The organism is Cupriavidus sp. 09_S30, assembly GCF_056930435.1.
This window is the reverse complement of the sequence record NZ_JBXOWI010000002.1, coordinates 1492198-1508965: the sequence shown is the minus strand read 5'-3', so window position 1 is coordinate 1508965 and position 16768 is coordinate 1492198. Positions and strand designations below refer to the sequence as shown.

14 protein-coding genes and 2 pseudogenes are annotated in these 16768 nt (G+C 60.1%); 7 read left to right on the top strand and 9 right to left on the bottom strand.

All coding sequences use genetic code 11. The features are described from left to right. Positions 1-4: 4 nt before the first annotated feature. Together AC1Z3O_RS26880 and AC1Z3O_RS26875 are read left to right on the top strand one after the other, a co-directional pair. Positions 5-331 (top strand): hypothetical protein, encoded by a 327-nt coding sequence (locus AC1Z3O_RS26880; protein WP_483519157.1) that lies wholly within the window; start codon positions 5-7, stop codon positions 329-331. A gap of 22 nt (positions 332-353) precedes the next feature. Further along, positions 354-1193: an MBL fold metallo-hydrolase gene (locus AC1Z3O_RS26875; RefSeq protein WP_483519156.1), complete on the top strand. Its 840-nt coding sequence runs from the start codon at positions 354-356 to the stop codon at positions 1191-1193. A gap of 132 nt (positions 1194-1325) precedes the next feature. Here AC1Z3O_RS26875 and AC1Z3O_RS26870 read toward each other — a convergent pair whose 3' ends face one another. Both AC1Z3O_RS26870 and AC1Z3O_RS26865 read right to left on the bottom strand, forming a co-directional pair. Continuing rightward, positions 1326-2435 (bottom strand): CaiB/BaiF CoA transferase family protein, encoded by a 1110-nt coding sequence (locus AC1Z3O_RS26870; RefSeq protein WP_483519154.1) that lies wholly within the window; start codon positions 2433-2435, stop codon positions 1326-1328. Positions 2436-2442: 7 nt separating this feature from the next. Then, positions 2443-3444, bottom strand: coding sequence for a Bug family tripartite tricarboxylate transporter substrate binding protein (locus AC1Z3O_RS26865; protein ID WP_483519152.1), 1002 nt, complete (start codon positions 3442-3444; stop codon positions 2443-2445). Between the two features lie 103 nt (positions 3445-3547). Between AC1Z3O_RS26865 and AC1Z3O_RS26860 the strand changes: the two genes are divergently transcribed. Both AC1Z3O_RS26860 and AC1Z3O_RS26855 read left to right on the top strand, forming a co-directional pair. Then, complete coding sequence (locus AC1Z3O_RS26860) at positions 3548-4531, top strand: LysR family transcriptional regulator (RefSeq protein ID WP_483519150.1); 984 nt, start codon at positions 3548-3550, stop codon at positions 4529-4531. Positions 4532-5016: 485 nt separating this feature from the next. Then, positions 5017-5928 (top strand): aminoglycoside phosphotransferase family protein, encoded by a 912-nt coding sequence (locus tag AC1Z3O_RS26855; RefSeq protein ID WP_483519148.1) that lies wholly within the window; start codon positions 5017-5019, stop codon positions 5926-5928. 269 nt (positions 5929-6197) lie between these two features. Here AC1Z3O_RS26855 and AC1Z3O_RS26850 read toward each other — a convergent pair whose 3' ends face one another. Then, a complete protein-coding gene (locus AC1Z3O_RS26850) occupies positions 6198-7805 on the bottom strand; it encodes a YncE family protein (protein ID WP_483519146.1) in 1608 nt (535 codons plus the stop codon). Between the two features lie 331 nt (positions 7806-8136). Between AC1Z3O_RS26850 and AC1Z3O_RS26845 the strand changes: the two genes are divergently transcribed. Next, the gene (locus AC1Z3O_RS26845; RefSeq protein ID WP_483519144.1) at positions 8137-8523 is read left to right on the top strand and encodes a DUF2750 domain-containing protein; all 387 of its coding nucleotides are present in this window, start codon (positions 8137-8139) and stop codon (positions 8521-8523) included. A 76-nt stretch (positions 8524-8599) separates the two neighbouring features. Here the strand turns inward: AC1Z3O_RS26845 and AC1Z3O_RS26840 are convergent. The 4 genes and pseudogenes from AC1Z3O_RS26840 to AC1Z3O_RS26825 all read right to left on the bottom strand — a co-directional run. Further along, positions 8600-8857, bottom strand: a pseudogene (locus AC1Z3O_RS26840) (ISNCY family transposase); the annotation flags it as partial. A gap of 878 nt (positions 8858-9735) precedes the next feature. Further along, positions 9736-10740, bottom strand: coding sequence for a linear amide C-N hydrolase (locus tag AC1Z3O_RS26835; protein ID WP_483519143.1), 1005 nt, complete (start codon positions 10738-10740; stop codon positions 9736-9738). A 205-nt stretch (positions 10741-10945) separates the two neighbouring features. Further along, a complete protein-coding gene (locus AC1Z3O_RS26830; RefSeq protein WP_483519142.1) occupies positions 10946-11122 on the bottom strand; it encodes a hypothetical protein in 177 nt (58 codons plus the stop codon). Between the two features lie 293 nt (positions 11123-11415). After that, a pseudogene (locus AC1Z3O_RS26825) lies at positions 11416-12114 on the bottom strand (transposase family protein); the annotation flags it as partial. 291 nt (positions 12115-12405) lie between these two features. On the opposite strand from AC1Z3O_RS26825, the gene AC1Z3O_RS26820 reads away from it, so the two are divergent. Beyond that, positions 12406-12876: an MlaD family protein gene (locus AC1Z3O_RS26820; RefSeq protein WP_483519140.1), complete on the top strand. Its 471-nt coding sequence runs from the start codon at positions 12406-12408 to the stop codon at positions 12874-12876. A gap of 793 nt (positions 12877-13669) precedes the next feature. Here AC1Z3O_RS26820 and AC1Z3O_RS26815 read toward each other — a convergent pair. After that, positions 13670-14377, bottom strand: a complete 708-nt coding sequence (locus AC1Z3O_RS26815; protein WP_483519138.1) for a tyrosine-type recombinase/integrase — start codon at positions 14375-14377, stop codon at positions 13670-13672. Between the two features lie 448 nt (positions 14378-14825). On the opposite strand from AC1Z3O_RS26815, the gene AC1Z3O_RS26810 reads away from it, so the two are divergent. Next, positions 14826-15296: a YceI family protein gene (locus AC1Z3O_RS26810; RefSeq protein ID WP_483519136.1), complete on the top strand. Its 471-nt coding sequence runs from the start codon at positions 14826-14828 to the stop codon at positions 15294-15296. A gap of 999 nt (positions 15297-16295) precedes the next feature. On the opposite strand, the gene AC1Z3O_RS26805 is transcribed toward AC1Z3O_RS26810, so the two are convergent. Beyond that, the gene (locus tag AC1Z3O_RS26805; RefSeq protein ID WP_483522017.1) at positions 16296-16721 is read right to left on the bottom strand and encodes a YkvA family protein; all 426 of its coding nucleotides are present in this window, start codon (positions 16719-16721) and stop codon (positions 16296-16298) included. Positions 16722-16768: the final 47 nt, after the last annotated feature.

The window sequence follows — 16768 nt, the reverse complement described above, 5'->3', positions numbered from 1 at the left end:
AGCCATGCCCAACCTCACGATCTATATGCCGGCGGACAAATTTCCGAACGATGATCGGCTCGCTGCGCTGACCGATCAATGTACGGAAATTTGCACCCGCATCCTGACGGCTGCACTGGCGAACGTTCACGTCATTTACGTGGCTGTCACGCACGGACGAGGACATCTGGTCTTTGCACAAGTCCAGTATCGACTGGATCCCGTGCGCACACCGTCCATCATGGCGGAGTTCATGGAAAGACTTGATGAAGCCATCGTCCGCCATACCGGATTGACTGCCCGCATACGCTGCTTCGGCTATGCGGCGACACAAATTCACGCCCGCAATTGATCTTGCCGTTGAGAGAGATGCAATGTCGAGTTCCATATTCCCGAGTCAGCAGGTCGGTGATTTTCTGATTACGGCGATCAGCGATGGCTATCTCACGGCCAGCCTGGATTTTCTGTCGAACATCGATCCGGTCGATGCCGCCAGGATGCAGGCCGAGGCAGGCGTGAAGGAATCTTCTGCGATTCACATCAACTGCTACGTCGTACGCGGACGCGGTCGCACCATTCTGATTGACGCCGGCGCAGGTGGCATCAAAAAATGGGGTGGCTGCCTGAAGCGCAATCTGCCGCTAGCTGGCATCCAGCCCGCCGAGATCGACACGATCTTGTTGACGCACGCGCATCCAGACCATATTGGCGGGTTGATGGACGCATCAGGAGAGATTGCCTTTCCGAATGCCGAGCTTGTCGTTCACCATCGAGAGGTCGCGTTCTGGCAGGACGACAGCAATCTGAGCCGCGCAAGCGAGCGCGCGCGCGGCAATTTTCTGATCGCGCGCCAGGTGTTCGACAGTTACCGTGCCAGATTGCGTACGTTCGAACGCGGCCAAGTGCTCCCCGGTATCAGCGCGATGCCGCTTCCAGGACACACGGACGGGCATACCGGCTACCAGCTTGAATCAGGGGAGGAAAGCCTGCTCGTCTGGGGAGATATCGTCCATTTTCCCCAAATTCAGATTGCCCGTCCGGATGTATCGATCGCATTCGATCAAGACCCCCATCTTTCGGCGGACACACGTTCGAAGCTCTTGGACCTGGCGAGTGCGGAACGGCTGCTGATCGCTGGCATGCACCTTGGGAAGCCCGGCTTCGCACGCGTTGAGCGAAGCGCGGGGCGATATGGCGTCGTGTACGAGGAGTAAGTGGGATGGGGTTGGTTAGGAGCAGCAACTAATCAGTCAGTTCGATACTCGAAAGCTGCCGTTTGCACGCCCAACCCGCCGTGAAGAAGTGCAGGGCCGGCACGCTGCGCGCCGGCATTGCAGAAGGGGGCGTCAGCGATGCATGCGCGCGCCGAAGCCGAGCCCCGGCGAGATCACCGATGCGTCTTCGCCCTGCAGCGTGACGGTCGACAGCCGCCCGCGCTGAAGTGCCTCCGTGGCGAACTCGCCGAGCTTGCGCACCCTGGCGGCGGGCACGCCGCACGGTGCGAGACGTTCTTCGAGGTCGTCCGCCCCCAGCGTCTCCAGACGTTCGGCGATGACCGCCTTGAGCCTGGCAGGATCGACGGAGCGTACGAAAGACACGGGCGAGTCCGGGTCCAACGGCTCGGCAAAGTAGGCAGGATCGGCCGCGAGGTGAGACAGGTCGAGGACTTCCAGCAGCCGCAACAACTGGCGCGGCGTATTGGCGCCGAGCGCGATCCAGCCGTCACGTGTGGCGAAGAAGTCGGCGGTCGGGCTGCCCGAATAGCCTTGATTGCCAACCCGTGCGGGCGATGTGCCGCTGGTCAGTGCCTCGCAGGCGAACGAGTACATCAATTGCAACGCGGCGCCGGTCATCGACACATCCAGTTGTACGGCGCAGCCAAGCCGATCCCGCTCGCGCAGCCCGGCCAGGATCGCCAGCGCCGCCTGCATGCCGGTCGCAGCATCGACCACTGGAAAGCCCGTCTTGATCGGCGGATCGCCCTCGGTCCCTGCCATGTAGGCCATGCCGGTAGCGGCCTGGATCACGTGGTCGTACGCCGGTCGGCCGGCCACGTCGGCGCTGTGCCGGCCATAGCCTGAGATCGTGCAATAGACAACTTTCGGATTGACCGCCCGGATCGCCTCGAAGCCAAGCCCGAAGCGTTTCAGCACGCCAGGGCGGAGATTGTCAACCACCACGTCGCAGGTCGCAGCCATCTCCAGAGCGCGGGAGAGGTCCGCCGCATTATCGAGGTCGACGGCATGGCTTTGCTTGCCGGCATTCAGCGCGACGAAGCCCTTCCGGCCCTTCTCGGTGCGACGCATCACATCGCCGCCGTTGGCGTTTTCCATCTTCAGTACCGTGGCGCCGAGTTGCGCCAGGTAAAAGGTGGCCAGCGGCCCGGCGATGACGTGCGAGAAGTCGAGCACGCGGATCCCGGTCAGCGGGGCGAAAGAGAAATCTGTGCAATTCATGGCTTCCTCACTGCAACGCGATATGGGTCTGTTCGACGATGCGGCGATACTTGCCTGTTTCGTCGGCGACGAAGCGATCGAACGCTTCCGGGGTCGGGGTGGGGTCGATGATCGTGCCGGCCTTCTGGTAAAAGTCGCGCACGCCGGGATCGTTGAGTGCCTTCAGGAAAGCCACATGCAGACGGGCAACGATCGGCCTTGGCATGCCCGCCGGCCCCCAGATGCCGCTCCATGCGTCCAGCACCAGATCCTGGCGGCCGAGCGCCTCGTTCAATGTCGGCACCTGCGGCATGCCCGGGAGCCGGTGCGCCGACGTTACCGCCAGCGCCCGCACCGCGTGGTTCTGCAATTGCGGAATGGCGGTCGACGCCACGGGAAAGCCAATCGTCGTATCGCCGCGGATCAGCGACGGCACAATCTCGACCGAGCCCTTATACGGGACATGCACAAGGTCGACACTTGCCGCATTGGCGAACGCCGCGCCAGCCAGATGTGCCGCACTGCCAATCCCGCCCGACGCATAGTTCAGCGTGCCGGGCGCCTTGCGCGCGGCCTGCACGACGTCTGCAACCGTGCGATACGGCGCGCTGCCCTTCACGAGCATCACTTGCGGGCTGAACCCCGAACGAATGATGTGGGTAAAGCTCGTTACCGGATCGAACTTGACCGACGGCTGGAGCAGCTTCTGGGTGACGTGCGTGGACGCGCCGAGCATCAGCGTATAGCCGTCGGCCGGCTGCTGCGCCACGACCTCGGCCGCCAGAATGCCCCCAGCGCCGACCTTGTTCTCGACCACCAGCGGCTGCCCCAACTCACGCGCAGCGACTTCCGCAAGCTTGCGCGCCTGGATATCGGGACCACCGCCTGCTGCATATGGGACGATCAGCCGGATCGGTCGGGTTGGGAAGTCGCTTTCTGCGGCCGGGGCAGCCGTGGCGGTCGAGCAGAAAGCGCCCGCTACGGCGGCGGCTAGGCCCAGCCCGGCCAGAAGGGTTCCTGTCTTGCGCACTTCATCGTCTCCTTGTCGTTGTTTGGGCAGATGGAGCCGAATTGTGGGAGTCCCAGTCTTTCTTGTAAATTATCAGTTCCTGATCCCATCATCACTGTTTGTTATGACCGACGACACACCGCGGACGCGTCACGCGCGCCTGGCTGCGCGCCTCGACCGGCTGCGCATCCGCCACCTTCGCTTCCTGGAGCTGGTCGAAGCGCACGGCTCTCTGTCGGGCGCAGCTGGGCAGCTTGCGCTGAGTCAGCCCGCCGCGACCAAGATGCTTCAGGAACTTGAATCAGTCTTTGGTACGGAATTGGTAGCCCGCACGACGCGCGGCGCCGCTTTGACGCCGGCCGGGCAACTCGCGCTCGGACGCCTGCGTGTCGTCCTCAATGTGCTATCTGCCGCTATGGAGGACATCGACACCGAGTCGCCGGTGCCAGTGGTCCGCCTCGGCATCCTCCCGCTGGTCGGCGTAGTGGCCTTGCCGAAGCTGCTTGCGAAGATGGCCTCGCAGCCAGGCTGTCCGCGCCTCGTGGTCCACGAGTCCACGGTCGGCGGTCTGCTCGGCATGCTTGACCGAGGTGAACTCGACTGCGCGATCGGCCGCGTCGGCGGCAGCCTCGACGCGAATGCGGCACGCGAGATGCGAGTGACGCCACTATGGGAAGAACGCCTCGCCATCGCCTGCGCGCTCGACCACCCAGTCGCACGCAAGCGCACGATCAGGCTTACCGACTTGCGCGAATACGACTGGGTCACCACGCCGCGCGGCACCCATACGCGCAAGCTATTCGAGGCGCCATTCCTCAACGCCGGCATCGTGCCACCGCAGCCCAAGGTCGAGTCCTTCTCCTTCCACACGAACCTTTGCATGGTCGCGAGTTGCAGCCTGCTGACGGTTGCGCCGGAGAGTGCCGTGAGGCATTATGCGCGCCTGGGCCTGGTGCAACAGGTCCGTCACGATACGTGGTTCGCGGCTGGACGAACAGTGTTCGTCACGCGCGACGATACTGCGGCTTCGCCGGCAGTGCTCGCCGTCAGCGCGGCGCTGGCCAGCCTGATGGACGATGCTGAATTCGTTCGGGCCGTATCTGCCTAATCCGCTAGCCAACCAGATCAGCAGTAGCTCTAGGAGCTGCGCAGCCAGCGCGCCCGGCCCGCAAACGCCGCCGCGCCGCCCAGTTCGACCTCGAGGTACTGCGGCAGAAGGTGAACACTCGAAGCATCCAATACCAATGACAAGGTCGGCCGAACAGCTGGGTTGGCCGACACCCAGCCAGCCAATTCAATCGACGAATGGCGCTTTTAGCTTGCAGATTCAATCGGTCGATACACCGGCTGAACGATTCCATCAATCCGTTGCATCGACCGGTTGAATCTGCACTTGGATGCCGTCATTGCGATCGCACAACTTCCAACGGCCGCCCAGGGTCGGTACGGGTCCGCGGCGTCGGTGGCGGTCTGACGTCGAGCGCACAGCGGCCGGTCGTTGACCGTGCCGAAGGCGTCCGTGTCCGGCCAGGAGCCGACATTCACCCGTTTGGCTCGGCTATCCTCCAACTTCGATTCCATCCGTGGCTGGATATGCAAGATACACAGGAAGAAAGATTGCCGCTTATTGACGTCAACCTCGTCCGCCAGCTTATTTCGCTGCAATTTCCACAGTGGGTCGGCTTAGACCTCACTCCCGTAGTACCAGGCGGTTGGGACAATCGGACATTCCAGCTTGGCGATGACAAGCTGGTAAGGCTCCCAAGTGCCATGGCTTATGTCGATCAGGTCGAGAAGGAGCAGATATGGCTGCCAAAGATAGCTGCTCATCTCTCATTGCCTATTCCCAAGCCGATAGCCAAAGGTACGCCGACAAACATCTTTCCATGGCCATGGTCGATCTACAGTTGGCTGCCTGGCGAGCCCGCTTCCGAGGCATTAATTGGCGACAAAATGAGGTTCGCGCGCTCCTTGGCAAATTTCCTCAAGGAGTTGCATCGAGTCGACACGTCGGGCGGCCCGCAACCTGGCCCTCACAATTTCTTTCGGGGTGGCCCACTGGAAATCTACGACGATGAAACGCGTTCGGCACTTGAAACACTGTCGGGTTCTATCGATACAGACAGTGCCTTGGCAGTTTGGACAGCCGCACTGGATTTCCCACGGGAAGCCGCCCCCGTTTGGGTCCATGGCGATATAGCCTGCGGAAATTTGTTGGTCGATGAGGGGAAGCTATGCGCCGTCATCGATTTCGGATGTGCTGCCGTCGGCGATCCTGCTTGTGATCTTGCGATTGCCTGGACTTTTCTTGATGAAGAAAGTCGGCGAACGTTTCGCACCGAGCTGTCATTAGACAGTGGTGCTTGGGCACGTGGCCGAGGCTGGGCGTTGTGGAAGGCGCTGATTACGCTGGCGAAACTGGATCCCGGCGTGCGTCAGAAGGACCCATCGTTTCACACGTTCTGCCAAGTATTGGCTGACCACAGCCAAGAACTCGGCAACTGAACTTGCTTGACACTCCTTGAGGCCGCTTTGGGTCGGTAGCCGCCCTGCGGCAAGCGGCCAACTAGGGCAGGGGCGTGCCCTTGATCGCCCGCTCCAGGTCCAGCCGGTTGACCAGCCGCTGTCGCTTCATAGGCCTAGGCTGCGGGCGCGCGTGATCCGCGAATCGGGTGGGAAGCCCGGGTAAGGCATGCATTGCCGGGCCGAACGCCAAATCCGGCGCTCTGGCCTCCCGGTCATGTCCTGTGTCGTCTGTCACCGGCTTCGCACGCCTACATGCCACAGATGGACTCCCGCAACGGTGGCGCTTTGCGCGTGAAGTGACGTAGGGTTGCGGACGGGTTCCAGTCATCGCCATCGATGCTGTAGCTCTCGTCGAAGGGCCTGGCATTGCTGGTCTGCGCATACAGCGGCGTGGTGTACGGCGCCACCACCATCAGGTGCAAGGTTCCGTCCGGGCCGAACGCCAGCCCTTCGGCCTCGGTACGGTTGGGCTCATCGTAGGTCAGCAACTCGATCACGCTGCCGCTGACCGTGTCGATCTTGTAAATGCGCTTGCGCTTGAGCCCATTGACCGTGTCCTTGGTGTCGGCGGACGCGTACAGCATGCCGTTGTAGATCTTTGCGCCTTGTACCCGCTTGCCATTGAACGAGATCTGCAATGGCACCGAGCGAATCAGCTTGAAGGTCTCCAGGTCGAAGACATTGAGATTGTCGGCCGCGGCCGTGCTCCACGTTACCGTATAGAGCTGTTTGCGCGGCGCATCCACCGCCACCCAGGGCACGCCGTCGGCATGCTCGGCAAGCGGTAGCGCGTGCTTCTCGCCGGTGTACTGCAAGGTCTTCGCGTCGAACACAGCGATATAGGACTGCTGGGACGAATCGTCCTCGTCTTCGATCGGTGCGTAGAGTTTGCCGTTGGCGATATCGATGTCACCGATGTGGCCCATATGCGGCCCCCCGGGGAAGGCGCCATATTCCGCCTGGATATCGGCCGGAAGCGCCAGCGGCCGGTTCAGCACTGGCGCATAGCCGGCATCGGTCCGCTGCAGGCCGTAGCGCCAGGAGAACACCGGCGTAGCGCCGTCGAATGCCAGGCCCTGGCTTTTCAGCGTAGCAGGGATGCTGGCCGCCTGGTCATCGGTGAGGTAAGAGAATCCGGTCAGTGTCTTGGTGTCCAGCGCCAGTTGCGTCAACACGCGGTCCAGGTATTGCTGCAGCACCGACATGTCATTGACGAACGACGTGCGTTGCGCGGTGGATTCCGACCAGGTCTCCTGGTCCAGCGCGTTGTTCACGGCGCGCAGGGCCGCCACGACCGGCATGCTGCGGCCAACCAGCCTGGTCTCCATCGCGAGCAGATCGGTTTCCGACAACGCGGCCAGCTTGACGCCCGGGGTCGCTGCGGCGAGCGGCGGGATGGTAATGCCGTTGCTCGGGTCCTGGTCGGCGTCGAGACTGAGCAGCAGGCTGGCCAGCTTGCCCAGCGCTGGCGTGCTTTGGCAGTTTCGCTCGGGCTGCAGATCGAAGAGCGTGATGACAGGCTTGGGTGCGATCGTCGCCAGTTCAATGCCCGCGACTTCCAGTGTCAGCTTGCTGGTGCTGTCGACGGAAAAGGTGCCGTTGTCGGCCTTGATCGGTAAGCCATTGACCTTCACAGTCAGCCCGTCCAGCCCAGGCCAGCCGGCGAGCTTGACCTGCGTGATCGTTGCAGCGGGCTGCGTGGCCGGAGGCAGCGCAGGACTGCCTGCTGCGGGTGTCGCGGCGTTGTCCGCGCCATCGCCATCGCCACCGCAAGCGGCAAGGGAAACGACGATGGCGGCAAGCAGCGGGATGGCGTAGCGGCGGGTGGCCGGCAGGGCGGGACGACGAATCTTCATGATCCTGGAGCGGTCGTACGGCGATTGGCAGCCCGAGTGGAGTACTCAGGGAAGGGGGCGGGCGGCGATTGCCGTCCGTTGACGCCCTGCATTGTTGGCCCACCGTGTGGCACTTTGATGACGTATTGTTATCACTTCAAATCATGCAGGCACGCGATCGTCGCGGCATCCTGCGAGCCGCAGCGCCGCTTGGTTTCTTATGTTATGGAGCGCACGCGCAAGCCTGTCGCCCCCCCTGGCCGGGTGTCCAGGCTAAGTTGAAATGTGCGGTTGCCAGCAAAGCTAAAATGTCCGCTTAGTTTCAATGCTAACCACTGCACGGGAGAGCCTTATGAAGGTCAACCAAAAGCAATTGGCGGCAGTATTTGCATTACCCGGTCCGGAGCGCTTCGAGCATTTTGTCAAGCTCGTATGCGATTGGGAGGAGGTTTGGGGGCTATACCAGAACGGGTGGGCTCTAGCGGCGGCAGACGACGATGGCACCACTGTTTTCCCTGTTTGGCCTGCGAAGGAGTACGCGCTTCATTGTGCGGAAAGAGAGTGGCTGGGATACGAACCGCGTAAGATCAGCCTGACTGAATTCCTGGAGGTAGTTCTGCCAGCCCTGAAAGCAGAGGGAACGCTCCCTGGTGTTCTTTACACGCCAACTGACAAAGGCGTAACACCAACAGTCGAGGAACTCGAAGCTGCTATCAAAGCTGAGCTCGAAAAGTATTGATGGGGCATTCCTGCGCGAAGCATGACGCGTTAGCCTGTGGCTATATGAGCGGTAAGTGCCCCGCGACAGGCGATAGTCAGTTCTCGGTCCCGTTAAGAGGCCACGACTGCTGCTGCGACCGCCGCAGAGCCTCCAACATGTCGTTCTCGCCCAGCGACCGCTGCGACTTCTTGCCGGGTGGACTCCCACGCTTGCGCGGGAGTCCATCGGTAGACGGAACAGACTGCGAGCGCCGGTTTTCGCGCTTCTCCTGAACATACTGGGCCAACTGCAGCACGCGCCCCAGGCGCTTGTTGTCTACGATCGTGCCCTGGTCGATCTCCGAGAGTCGATCATTAATGACCTCGGGTCTAGCCATCGCCTGGCGTCTCCTTTGCATCTAACCGGGCAGGCTGGATACCATGGGAGACAGGCAATGCGGACATTTCTACTTAGCCAGAACCGGACGTTACAACTTAGCCCCTACATCAGATGTCCACCCCGGATTCAAGTGTCGCAGCGCCGGCCATTTTCAAATCTATGGTCAGCACGGGCGTGCTTTTTGAGATGGGTGATTCTCTTGATGGGGTGCCATAGGGCGGTGGCGCTGGCCGGAGACGGCAGAGGCCTGCACAACATTCCCTGGCGCGAGCCAGGTCCGCTTGCCGCATCGTTGCGGCCGCCGCCTGTCCGCCGGCGGACAGGCGGCTACCGTTCAACGCTCGGTTGGTCTGACGTCTCTTTCCAAAGTACAGCGGTCGTTCGCCCCGTGGAGATGTGGTCCGGTCATCGGCCATTGCCGACAACGGGCATCGGGTACTGCAAGGCAGTTGTCGGTTGCTTACCCGACATTCGCATTTCGACCACCGTGAATGTCAGTTCCTGTCGCATGCATTCGAACGCTTTTACCAAGGCCGTGCTGAGTCGGCGCATCAGGCGGTCGATGGAGCGCAAGCGGAACTGGCGCGAACGAGCCGCTCAACCACGCACGGCGCGCCATCGGCGATTACATCAAGCTGTAGAACCGGAAACGGTTCAATTCGAGTCTGGAGGGTCAGACGTCGAAGGGGCATACTTTGCGACCCTGCCAGGGATCAGATCGGCAACGTGATTGCCTCGGACGTTCCACATAAAATATTGAGGACCTTTCTAACGAGCGGGGTCACCGTCTGTCGACGGTTTGCCCCGCCAGATCTCTGCACTACGTGTGAGAAATCTTTACGTCATGATCGGTTAGATGTGATGCCACTCCCACTTATCATACATCCTGTAGCGATACTTATATGCGCTGAGATCTGCGACCGCACTCCACTCAGTGTATTCGAGGTCGGGGTCGTTCTCAGGGGTGGGCGGTTCTTTGATCCACCCCTTCGGCATATCGAACGTATTGACGATATGTTGTGCGAGCAGCAATCCATCGCCCGGAGTTTGGTCCTTTTGGTCCAACCCCGCGGACGTCGCGTATGCGATCGCCCGCACGAATCGCGAAGGCGACGAACTGTCGCCTGGCAGCCCGGCCATCCCGCCGCCTTGGCAGAGTGATTGGAGCACGACAGGGGGCGCATTGGGCGAGAGCTGGAGCGTCTTCTCGGATGGTGTCACATTCGACAGGGTCAGGTAATTCCGGAGGTTCGTTTGGTGCCACTGGAATGGCGGCGAGTTGGTCATCACGCCCAGCGGGTTAGCGTGCACAACCAGGCCGCCTTCCATCGGCTCGATGACGATCGACTTGCCGGATTTGTCATGCAGCGTGTAATGTACAGGCAGATGTTCTTCCAGTGTGTTCACGCTTTCCTTCGGCCCGACGATGCTGACCTTTTGTGACTTTAAATAATCGCTGACATGGGTTACGTCTGGGAATGTCGTCAGCGCCCAAGTCAAAAATTCCCAAGGCAAGAACTGAAACTCTGACTTATCGGGCGAGGGGGTAGCCGGCTGATACCTCGCAAAACCGGGAAAGTAGAGCATGCCACCGGCCAGCCCATTCTCGTTGATGCCATCCAACAGGACACGCGTCACGCCATCGCCGAGTTTTTCGACGACACTCGGGTCCGTGGCATTCAAGCCTTTTGCCTCATATTGGACTTCCCAATCTTTATACCGCCCTGAATACTTCTCCTCTTTCTCTATGGTGAGCGGTTGTGAACGAAACTGCTGCGCGAATTCCATGGTTCTACCATAGAAAACATGATCGCTGCCACCTGTTACTGCGCGGCGAATCACAAAGCTTGTACACATATCGTTTTTCCTTTAGAGATCAACCAATTTTAAAACCCGAGAAGATCCGCATAAAATCCGGTCACAAACAGGGTCTCACGCGGTCCGCTCGCCATGCTCCACGCTTCCGCTGCTTTCGTTCCGTCTTTGCTTCATTTGCAGCACCCCTCAGGCTCGCAAAGCCTTTAGTGTGTTGCATCGACCGGTTGAATCCACGACCGATCGATTACCTTGTCGTCGTCGACATCGACAGCCGCGTATCGCCACCCGCGCCTCGGAACACGCTGAAAAGCTTGTCTTCGAAACCGATGACGGCGGGCCCGGTCTCAGACCGGAACGCGTCCGTCATCAGTTGGCCTTCGCTCCAGTTACCGTTGCCGAGATCGAAGGCACTCCAGGACATGTCTCGGAGTTCGCATTATTTCTCACGTTGGTGTATGGGCATTCCCCTCCGTGGTTGCATTGATTTCTTTATAAATACCTTTTCTTCTGTTTGGCTTTGCCACGGCATAAAATCATCGAAATCTTTAATGGCGATGTGAATTTAATTCAATTAAAGTAAATTAAATTCTGTAGTTAATTCATTGTTTTGTAGGGGGGGTTGCGCTTCGTTCTTGAATCCACCTGGTTTCACTTTGGCAGGCGCCCTCCGGCATGGAGCCGCCCGGCGTCCGCTTTCGGGCGGCAGGCGGCCAACTACGGCAGGGGCGTGCCCTTGATCGCCCGCTCCAGGTCCAGCCGGTTGATCAGCCGCTGCCGCTTGACGGCCAGCGATGGGCGATGCGGCCGCGGCGGCTCGCCCAGCAGCGTGCGCGAGGGGCCGGCCTGGTGCCGGTCGTCGCGCAAGGCCTGCACCTGGGCGGCGATGTCCAGCACGTGCCCCAGCCGCTTGTTTTCCACGATGGCGCCCTGGTCGATCGTCGAGAGCCGGTGGTAGGTGGTGTAGGGCAGGGAAGCACCATCGGCCCACAGCTCCACGCGCCCGTCCGGGTAGTCGGCCACCTCGATATAGCGATGGATCAACCGCCGGTGCGCCGGCAGATCCTCGAGCAGGTACATCACCTTGTCGTACTGCAGCGTGAGGCTGGCCGACACCTTGCGCCACTCGCGCCAGCTGAAAATCCGTGCCAGATCCTCGTCGCCGCGCAGGGGCCGGTGCGCGTCGAAGTCACTGCGTGGCACCTTGGCAAAGCGCGCGTTGAAGTCCGCCATGAACAGCGGTGCGTAGGCGTTGGCCGCGTCCATCGAGCTGATGCCGCGCAGTCGCAGTTCCTTGACCAAGCGGTCTTGCAGCGTGCCGTTCATCCGCTCGACGCGGCCCTTGGCGGGGCTGGAGTTGGCGCACAGGATGTCGATGTTGAGCTCGTACAGCGCGCGCCCGAATTGGGTGTAGCCACAGCAAGCGGCGATTCGACTCTGAATTTCATTATCCCGCTTTAGATCAAGCCAAGTCCTAGGCGGATTGACGCCACAAGCGGCGCCGGAGTGCCAGCCGCGACGCGTACGATGGCAATGGCGGTGGTGGCAGAGGAGGGGGATACTAACCGGGCGGCGCCCCTCACTCACATGTGGCGCCGCTGCCGACTTGACCGCGCTCACGATGTCCGAGTCGCAGGGAGCCAAGCTATCGAGTTGGGCTTTCAGGGGAGGTGCTCAAGCCAACTCATTTTCCCGGAGGGCTTCGCCATGAAAAACGGCATCGACGCGAAGGCAAAGCTGATCTTTGTGGCGTTCTTGCTTGTCTCGATGATCGCCGGGGCAATCTGGTATGTGTTTTCGCTGAGCCAATACGCGACTTACCACGTTAATATGCGCGAGCCAGTCTCGGGGCTCATGGCGGACGCACCAGTTGAATTCCACGGCGTAGAAGTGGGGAAAGTCAAAAGCATCAGGCTGGCCAATCCGCAGTCCGTGGATATCCTTTTGACTATCGACAAGACGGCGCCGGTGACCGCGGCTACCGTGGCTACGATTACTTCCCGCGGACTTGCGACACGAGGATTCAGGGGCTACGCTTTCGTTGCTCTCGAAAACGTCGGTGCCAATTCCGGGCAGCTACTTCCACAACCAGGCGAGCGTTACCCTACGATCCCGGCGGCGCCTTCGAAAGTCGTGACGCTCGATACGGCCATAAATCAAGTCAACGAGAATTTCTAGACCGTTACCTCGCTGCTCACATCGATTCTCGACAAGCAGACCGTCGCCACCCTAAAGCAATCCGCCGAGAGCCTGGAAAAAATCACACAGGCAATGGCGGAAGATACCAGAAGGCTGAATGCCATCGTGGCCAATACAGAGCGCGCCAGTCATCAGTTCGAGCCTCTCATGGAGTCGTCACACGAGACGGTGAGATCGCTTCAAACGCAAATCCTGCCTGAGTCCTATAAGGTGCTGACCGAGCTCGATAACTTGTCGAACTCGCTTACTGCTGTCACTGACAGTGATTAACCGAGACCCATCAGTCCTGATTCGCGGCACGGCGCCGCCGCCGGCTGGGCCGGGGGAAAAGCCATGACGGGCGCTGCGGCTATTGGCGCACTGAGCATCGCTTTGCTTTCGGCCTGTACCTTGCTCGCGCCGGCCCAAATTGATACGAAAACATATGCATTGAGTACGATCCCAGGTGATCTTCCCAACGAACGGACACGCGCGGCGACGCTGTTGGTCCTGGTTCCGGAGAGCGCGCCGGCCTACGCTACGCCTCGCATGGCTTATACCACCCAGAAGTACCAGATCGCCTATTTCAGCCAGAACGAATGGGTGGAAACACCTGCACAGATGATGCAGCCGTTAATCGTTGAGACATTCCGGCGCACACACTATTTTGGCGCAGTCGTTTCGCCCCCCTATTTTGGCCAGCGCACCTTTTCGCCTCGCACTGAAATTATTGAACTCCAACAGGATTTCACGTCAGACCCTGCGGTACTGCGGCTTACGATGCGCTTCTATCTCATGCGGGAGGCCACCAATCAGCTAATCGCAAACGACGGGTTCTGGCCGGCAAGAGCCCCTTTGCCGGCCAGGCAACTGGTTGCACTTCGGTTTGCTCTGCCATTTCGAGCGCGTCGTCCACTTCAATGCCAAGGTAGCGCACTGTGCTTTCAAGCTTGGTATGCCGGAGAAGCAGTTGAACGGCCCGCAGATTCTTCGTACGGCGGTAGATCAGTGATGCCTTGGTGCGTCGGATGGAATGAGTTCCGTAGGCTGAGTCGTCCAAGCCAATGGACGCGACCCAGTGATGGACGATCCGCGCGTACTGTCGAGTCGAAAGGTGTGGTGACGCGTGCAAGCGGCTCGGAAAAAGATAGTCGGACAGCTTGAGTCCACGAGCATAAATCCAACATTGGACGCTCTCGCGAGTCTGTTCGGTGATCTCAAACTGTACCGCACGCTGAGTCTTCTGTTGCATCACCGTTGCGCGATTACCAACCTGACTGCCTGCGCAGATGTCCTGCACGCGCAGGCGGGTTAGGTCACACGCACGCAGCTTGCTGTCAATGGCAAGGTTGAACATCGCCAGTTCGCGAACATTCGATGTGAGCTGAAGCCGGGTTCGAATCGCCCATATCTCGTTCAGCTTCAATGGAGCTTTCTGGCCCGTAAGCCTCCCTTTGTTCCATGGAACTTGGCGACTCGGGTGGAGAAGGACGGTTTCCATGATGGTCTCCTTTCAGGTGAAGGGGAAACCGAGTCTGCGCCTTCGCCCCGCCAAGAGGCGTAAAGTGCACATTGCTCAATGCGCCCGTGTCCATGGATCATGAACTGTCGTGTTGGATGCGCATCGCCCGAACGGGCAGGTCTGCGTTGTCAGTATTGGAGCGGCATGAACTTGTCCCGATCTCCGATGCTGGCCAGGCGGGACTCCAGAACGGTCATTCAACGGTCTAGGTTCGACCCTGAACTGCCTTTCGGACTTGCTGATACGGGTCGCCGTGCTCGACCCGTTCCACGGGCACCAGGCGAACCCACAACTTGAGTGGGAAGTTAAGCCACTGAAGCGACCCCAGCTTCAGTGTTCTTCGGCTCTTGGCGGTGCCGAGTAGAATAAATCCAGGCCGCCAAGCGTTTGGTCACACGGGCCATAGTTCTTCCGCCGAGGAGGCGCCGTGTCCGATTCATCACTCTCGTCCCGGGCCACCCGCAGGCACGCGATCGCCGGACTTGTGCTCGCCACATTCATATCGCTGGCGGGCGCCGTGAGTCAGGCCCAGCCAACCGAGGCAGACGGGCGGCCCGATCGGTACGTGCTACAAGACTCGAGCGTCAAGTTCGACGTCGACGCCTTCTCGAACTCCCAGATCAAGATGCGCTTTCATCGCGTGGATGCGCCGCTCGAAGGCACGCGGGCTGGACTTGACTCGGGCCGCGTTGTGGTGACGTTCGATGCCGCAAGCGTTGAGGCGTGCTCAGGTTTTCTGTCTTCGATCATCCGGGGCGGCGGCATGCTCGATGTGGCCCGCTATCCGGAGATCCGCTTTGTCAGTACTGGCTATGTCCGTACTGGAGAAGGCAGCGGATGGCTTCTCGGCAACCTCACGATCCACGGTTCCCCACTGTGGGCGATGCCGTGCACATGAATATCCAAGCGGCGTTCGTGCGTGGACCTTGAGGCGTCTGGCAATACCTAGATTTGTTCACCGATGCGACACAGGAGAACATCATGTCGACTCGAATTCAGGCGGTGCTGCTTGCCGCATTCCTTCTTGCGGCTTGCGGCGGAGGCGGGGACGACGGCACCACGACCGGAACCGGAGGGGGCATGACTGGCGGTGCCTCGTCGGCAAGCGCGCCCGGAATCCAGCCGACGCCAGGCACCGGCAGCATTGGTGGCGGCTCAGGTGGGGCTGGTGGGGCTGGTGGGACTGGGTCCGGAATGTAGCGGGTGAGCGGACAAACTAGCGCCGCTCACATCCAGACGGCCCATCATTCATGCGCCGGCTGTGTGCGGAATGAGCATGCAATATCGCCTCGCCAATGGACTAGCCGGCACGGCAGTTGTGTGGTCTGCCTTGTCCGCTTTGGCCGGTGATGCGGTGAAAGCTCTCTGGGTGCCCAGGACTGATCAGCGAGAATGGCGTCGAGCAAACGTAATGCAGCTTCCGGGAACCGGGCGGACACACCCTCCGGATTGCTGACGGACCAGGTTCAGAGTTGAGCGAACAAAGTTCAGAGTTAAGTGAATCTCAACAGCAGCATTGCCGTCCTGCCTTTGAGGGCAAGTGTCGCTGTTCACGTAACGCTGCACGGTGCACACGAACAATCTGAGTCTTTGCGGCCAACCGTTCAACGGAAGTTGAACCCACGTTCCTTCTAAGTTTGAACTATCCGGCGCTCGATTCACTTAACTTTGAACCTTGCGGCTTTGCGGTGCGGCCTACCGCCCACGTGTGGGCCACTGACACGACGGCGTGACTCTGCCGCTCACACTTCGCGCACCCAATGACCGAAGTTGGGCTCCATCCAGACCTTGGCGCCGTGAGGAAGTATCTCGAATGATCCTTCCGCAACTCTTGTTCCCCCGACGTGACACCGTTCAACGCAGACATCGGCACAGTTCAAAGCGGTAGTCGAAACAGTCAACGGAGCGTTTGCCAGGCTCCAAATGCGACCAGAAACCAGATGCATAGAATCAGCCCAACTCCCCAATAGATCCTCGGTTTCTGCCCTTGCGTTTCCAGCCGTGCCTCGGCTTGGATACGACATGTCTCCAGCACCTCGTCAGGAATCAGGCGAACGGCCAGCCAGATCAGTCCGGGCAAGAGAAGCACGTCATCGACATACCCGAGGATGGGTATGAAATCTGGCACAAGATCAATCGGGCTCAGTGCATAGGCAACCACGAACATGCACAGCAGCTTCGACAGCATTGGGGTGCCAGGATTTCGGTAGGCAAACCAGAGGGTCACACCGTCGCGCTTGATCTGTCGCGCCCAGCCACGCAGCTTTGCGGATACCATTGCGTTGTACGTCCAACGTTTGACCGCTATGGGGTGTGCGCCCATGTGTGCCATGCAGATTCAAGGTATGAATCTGTTCGAGTATCTATGCT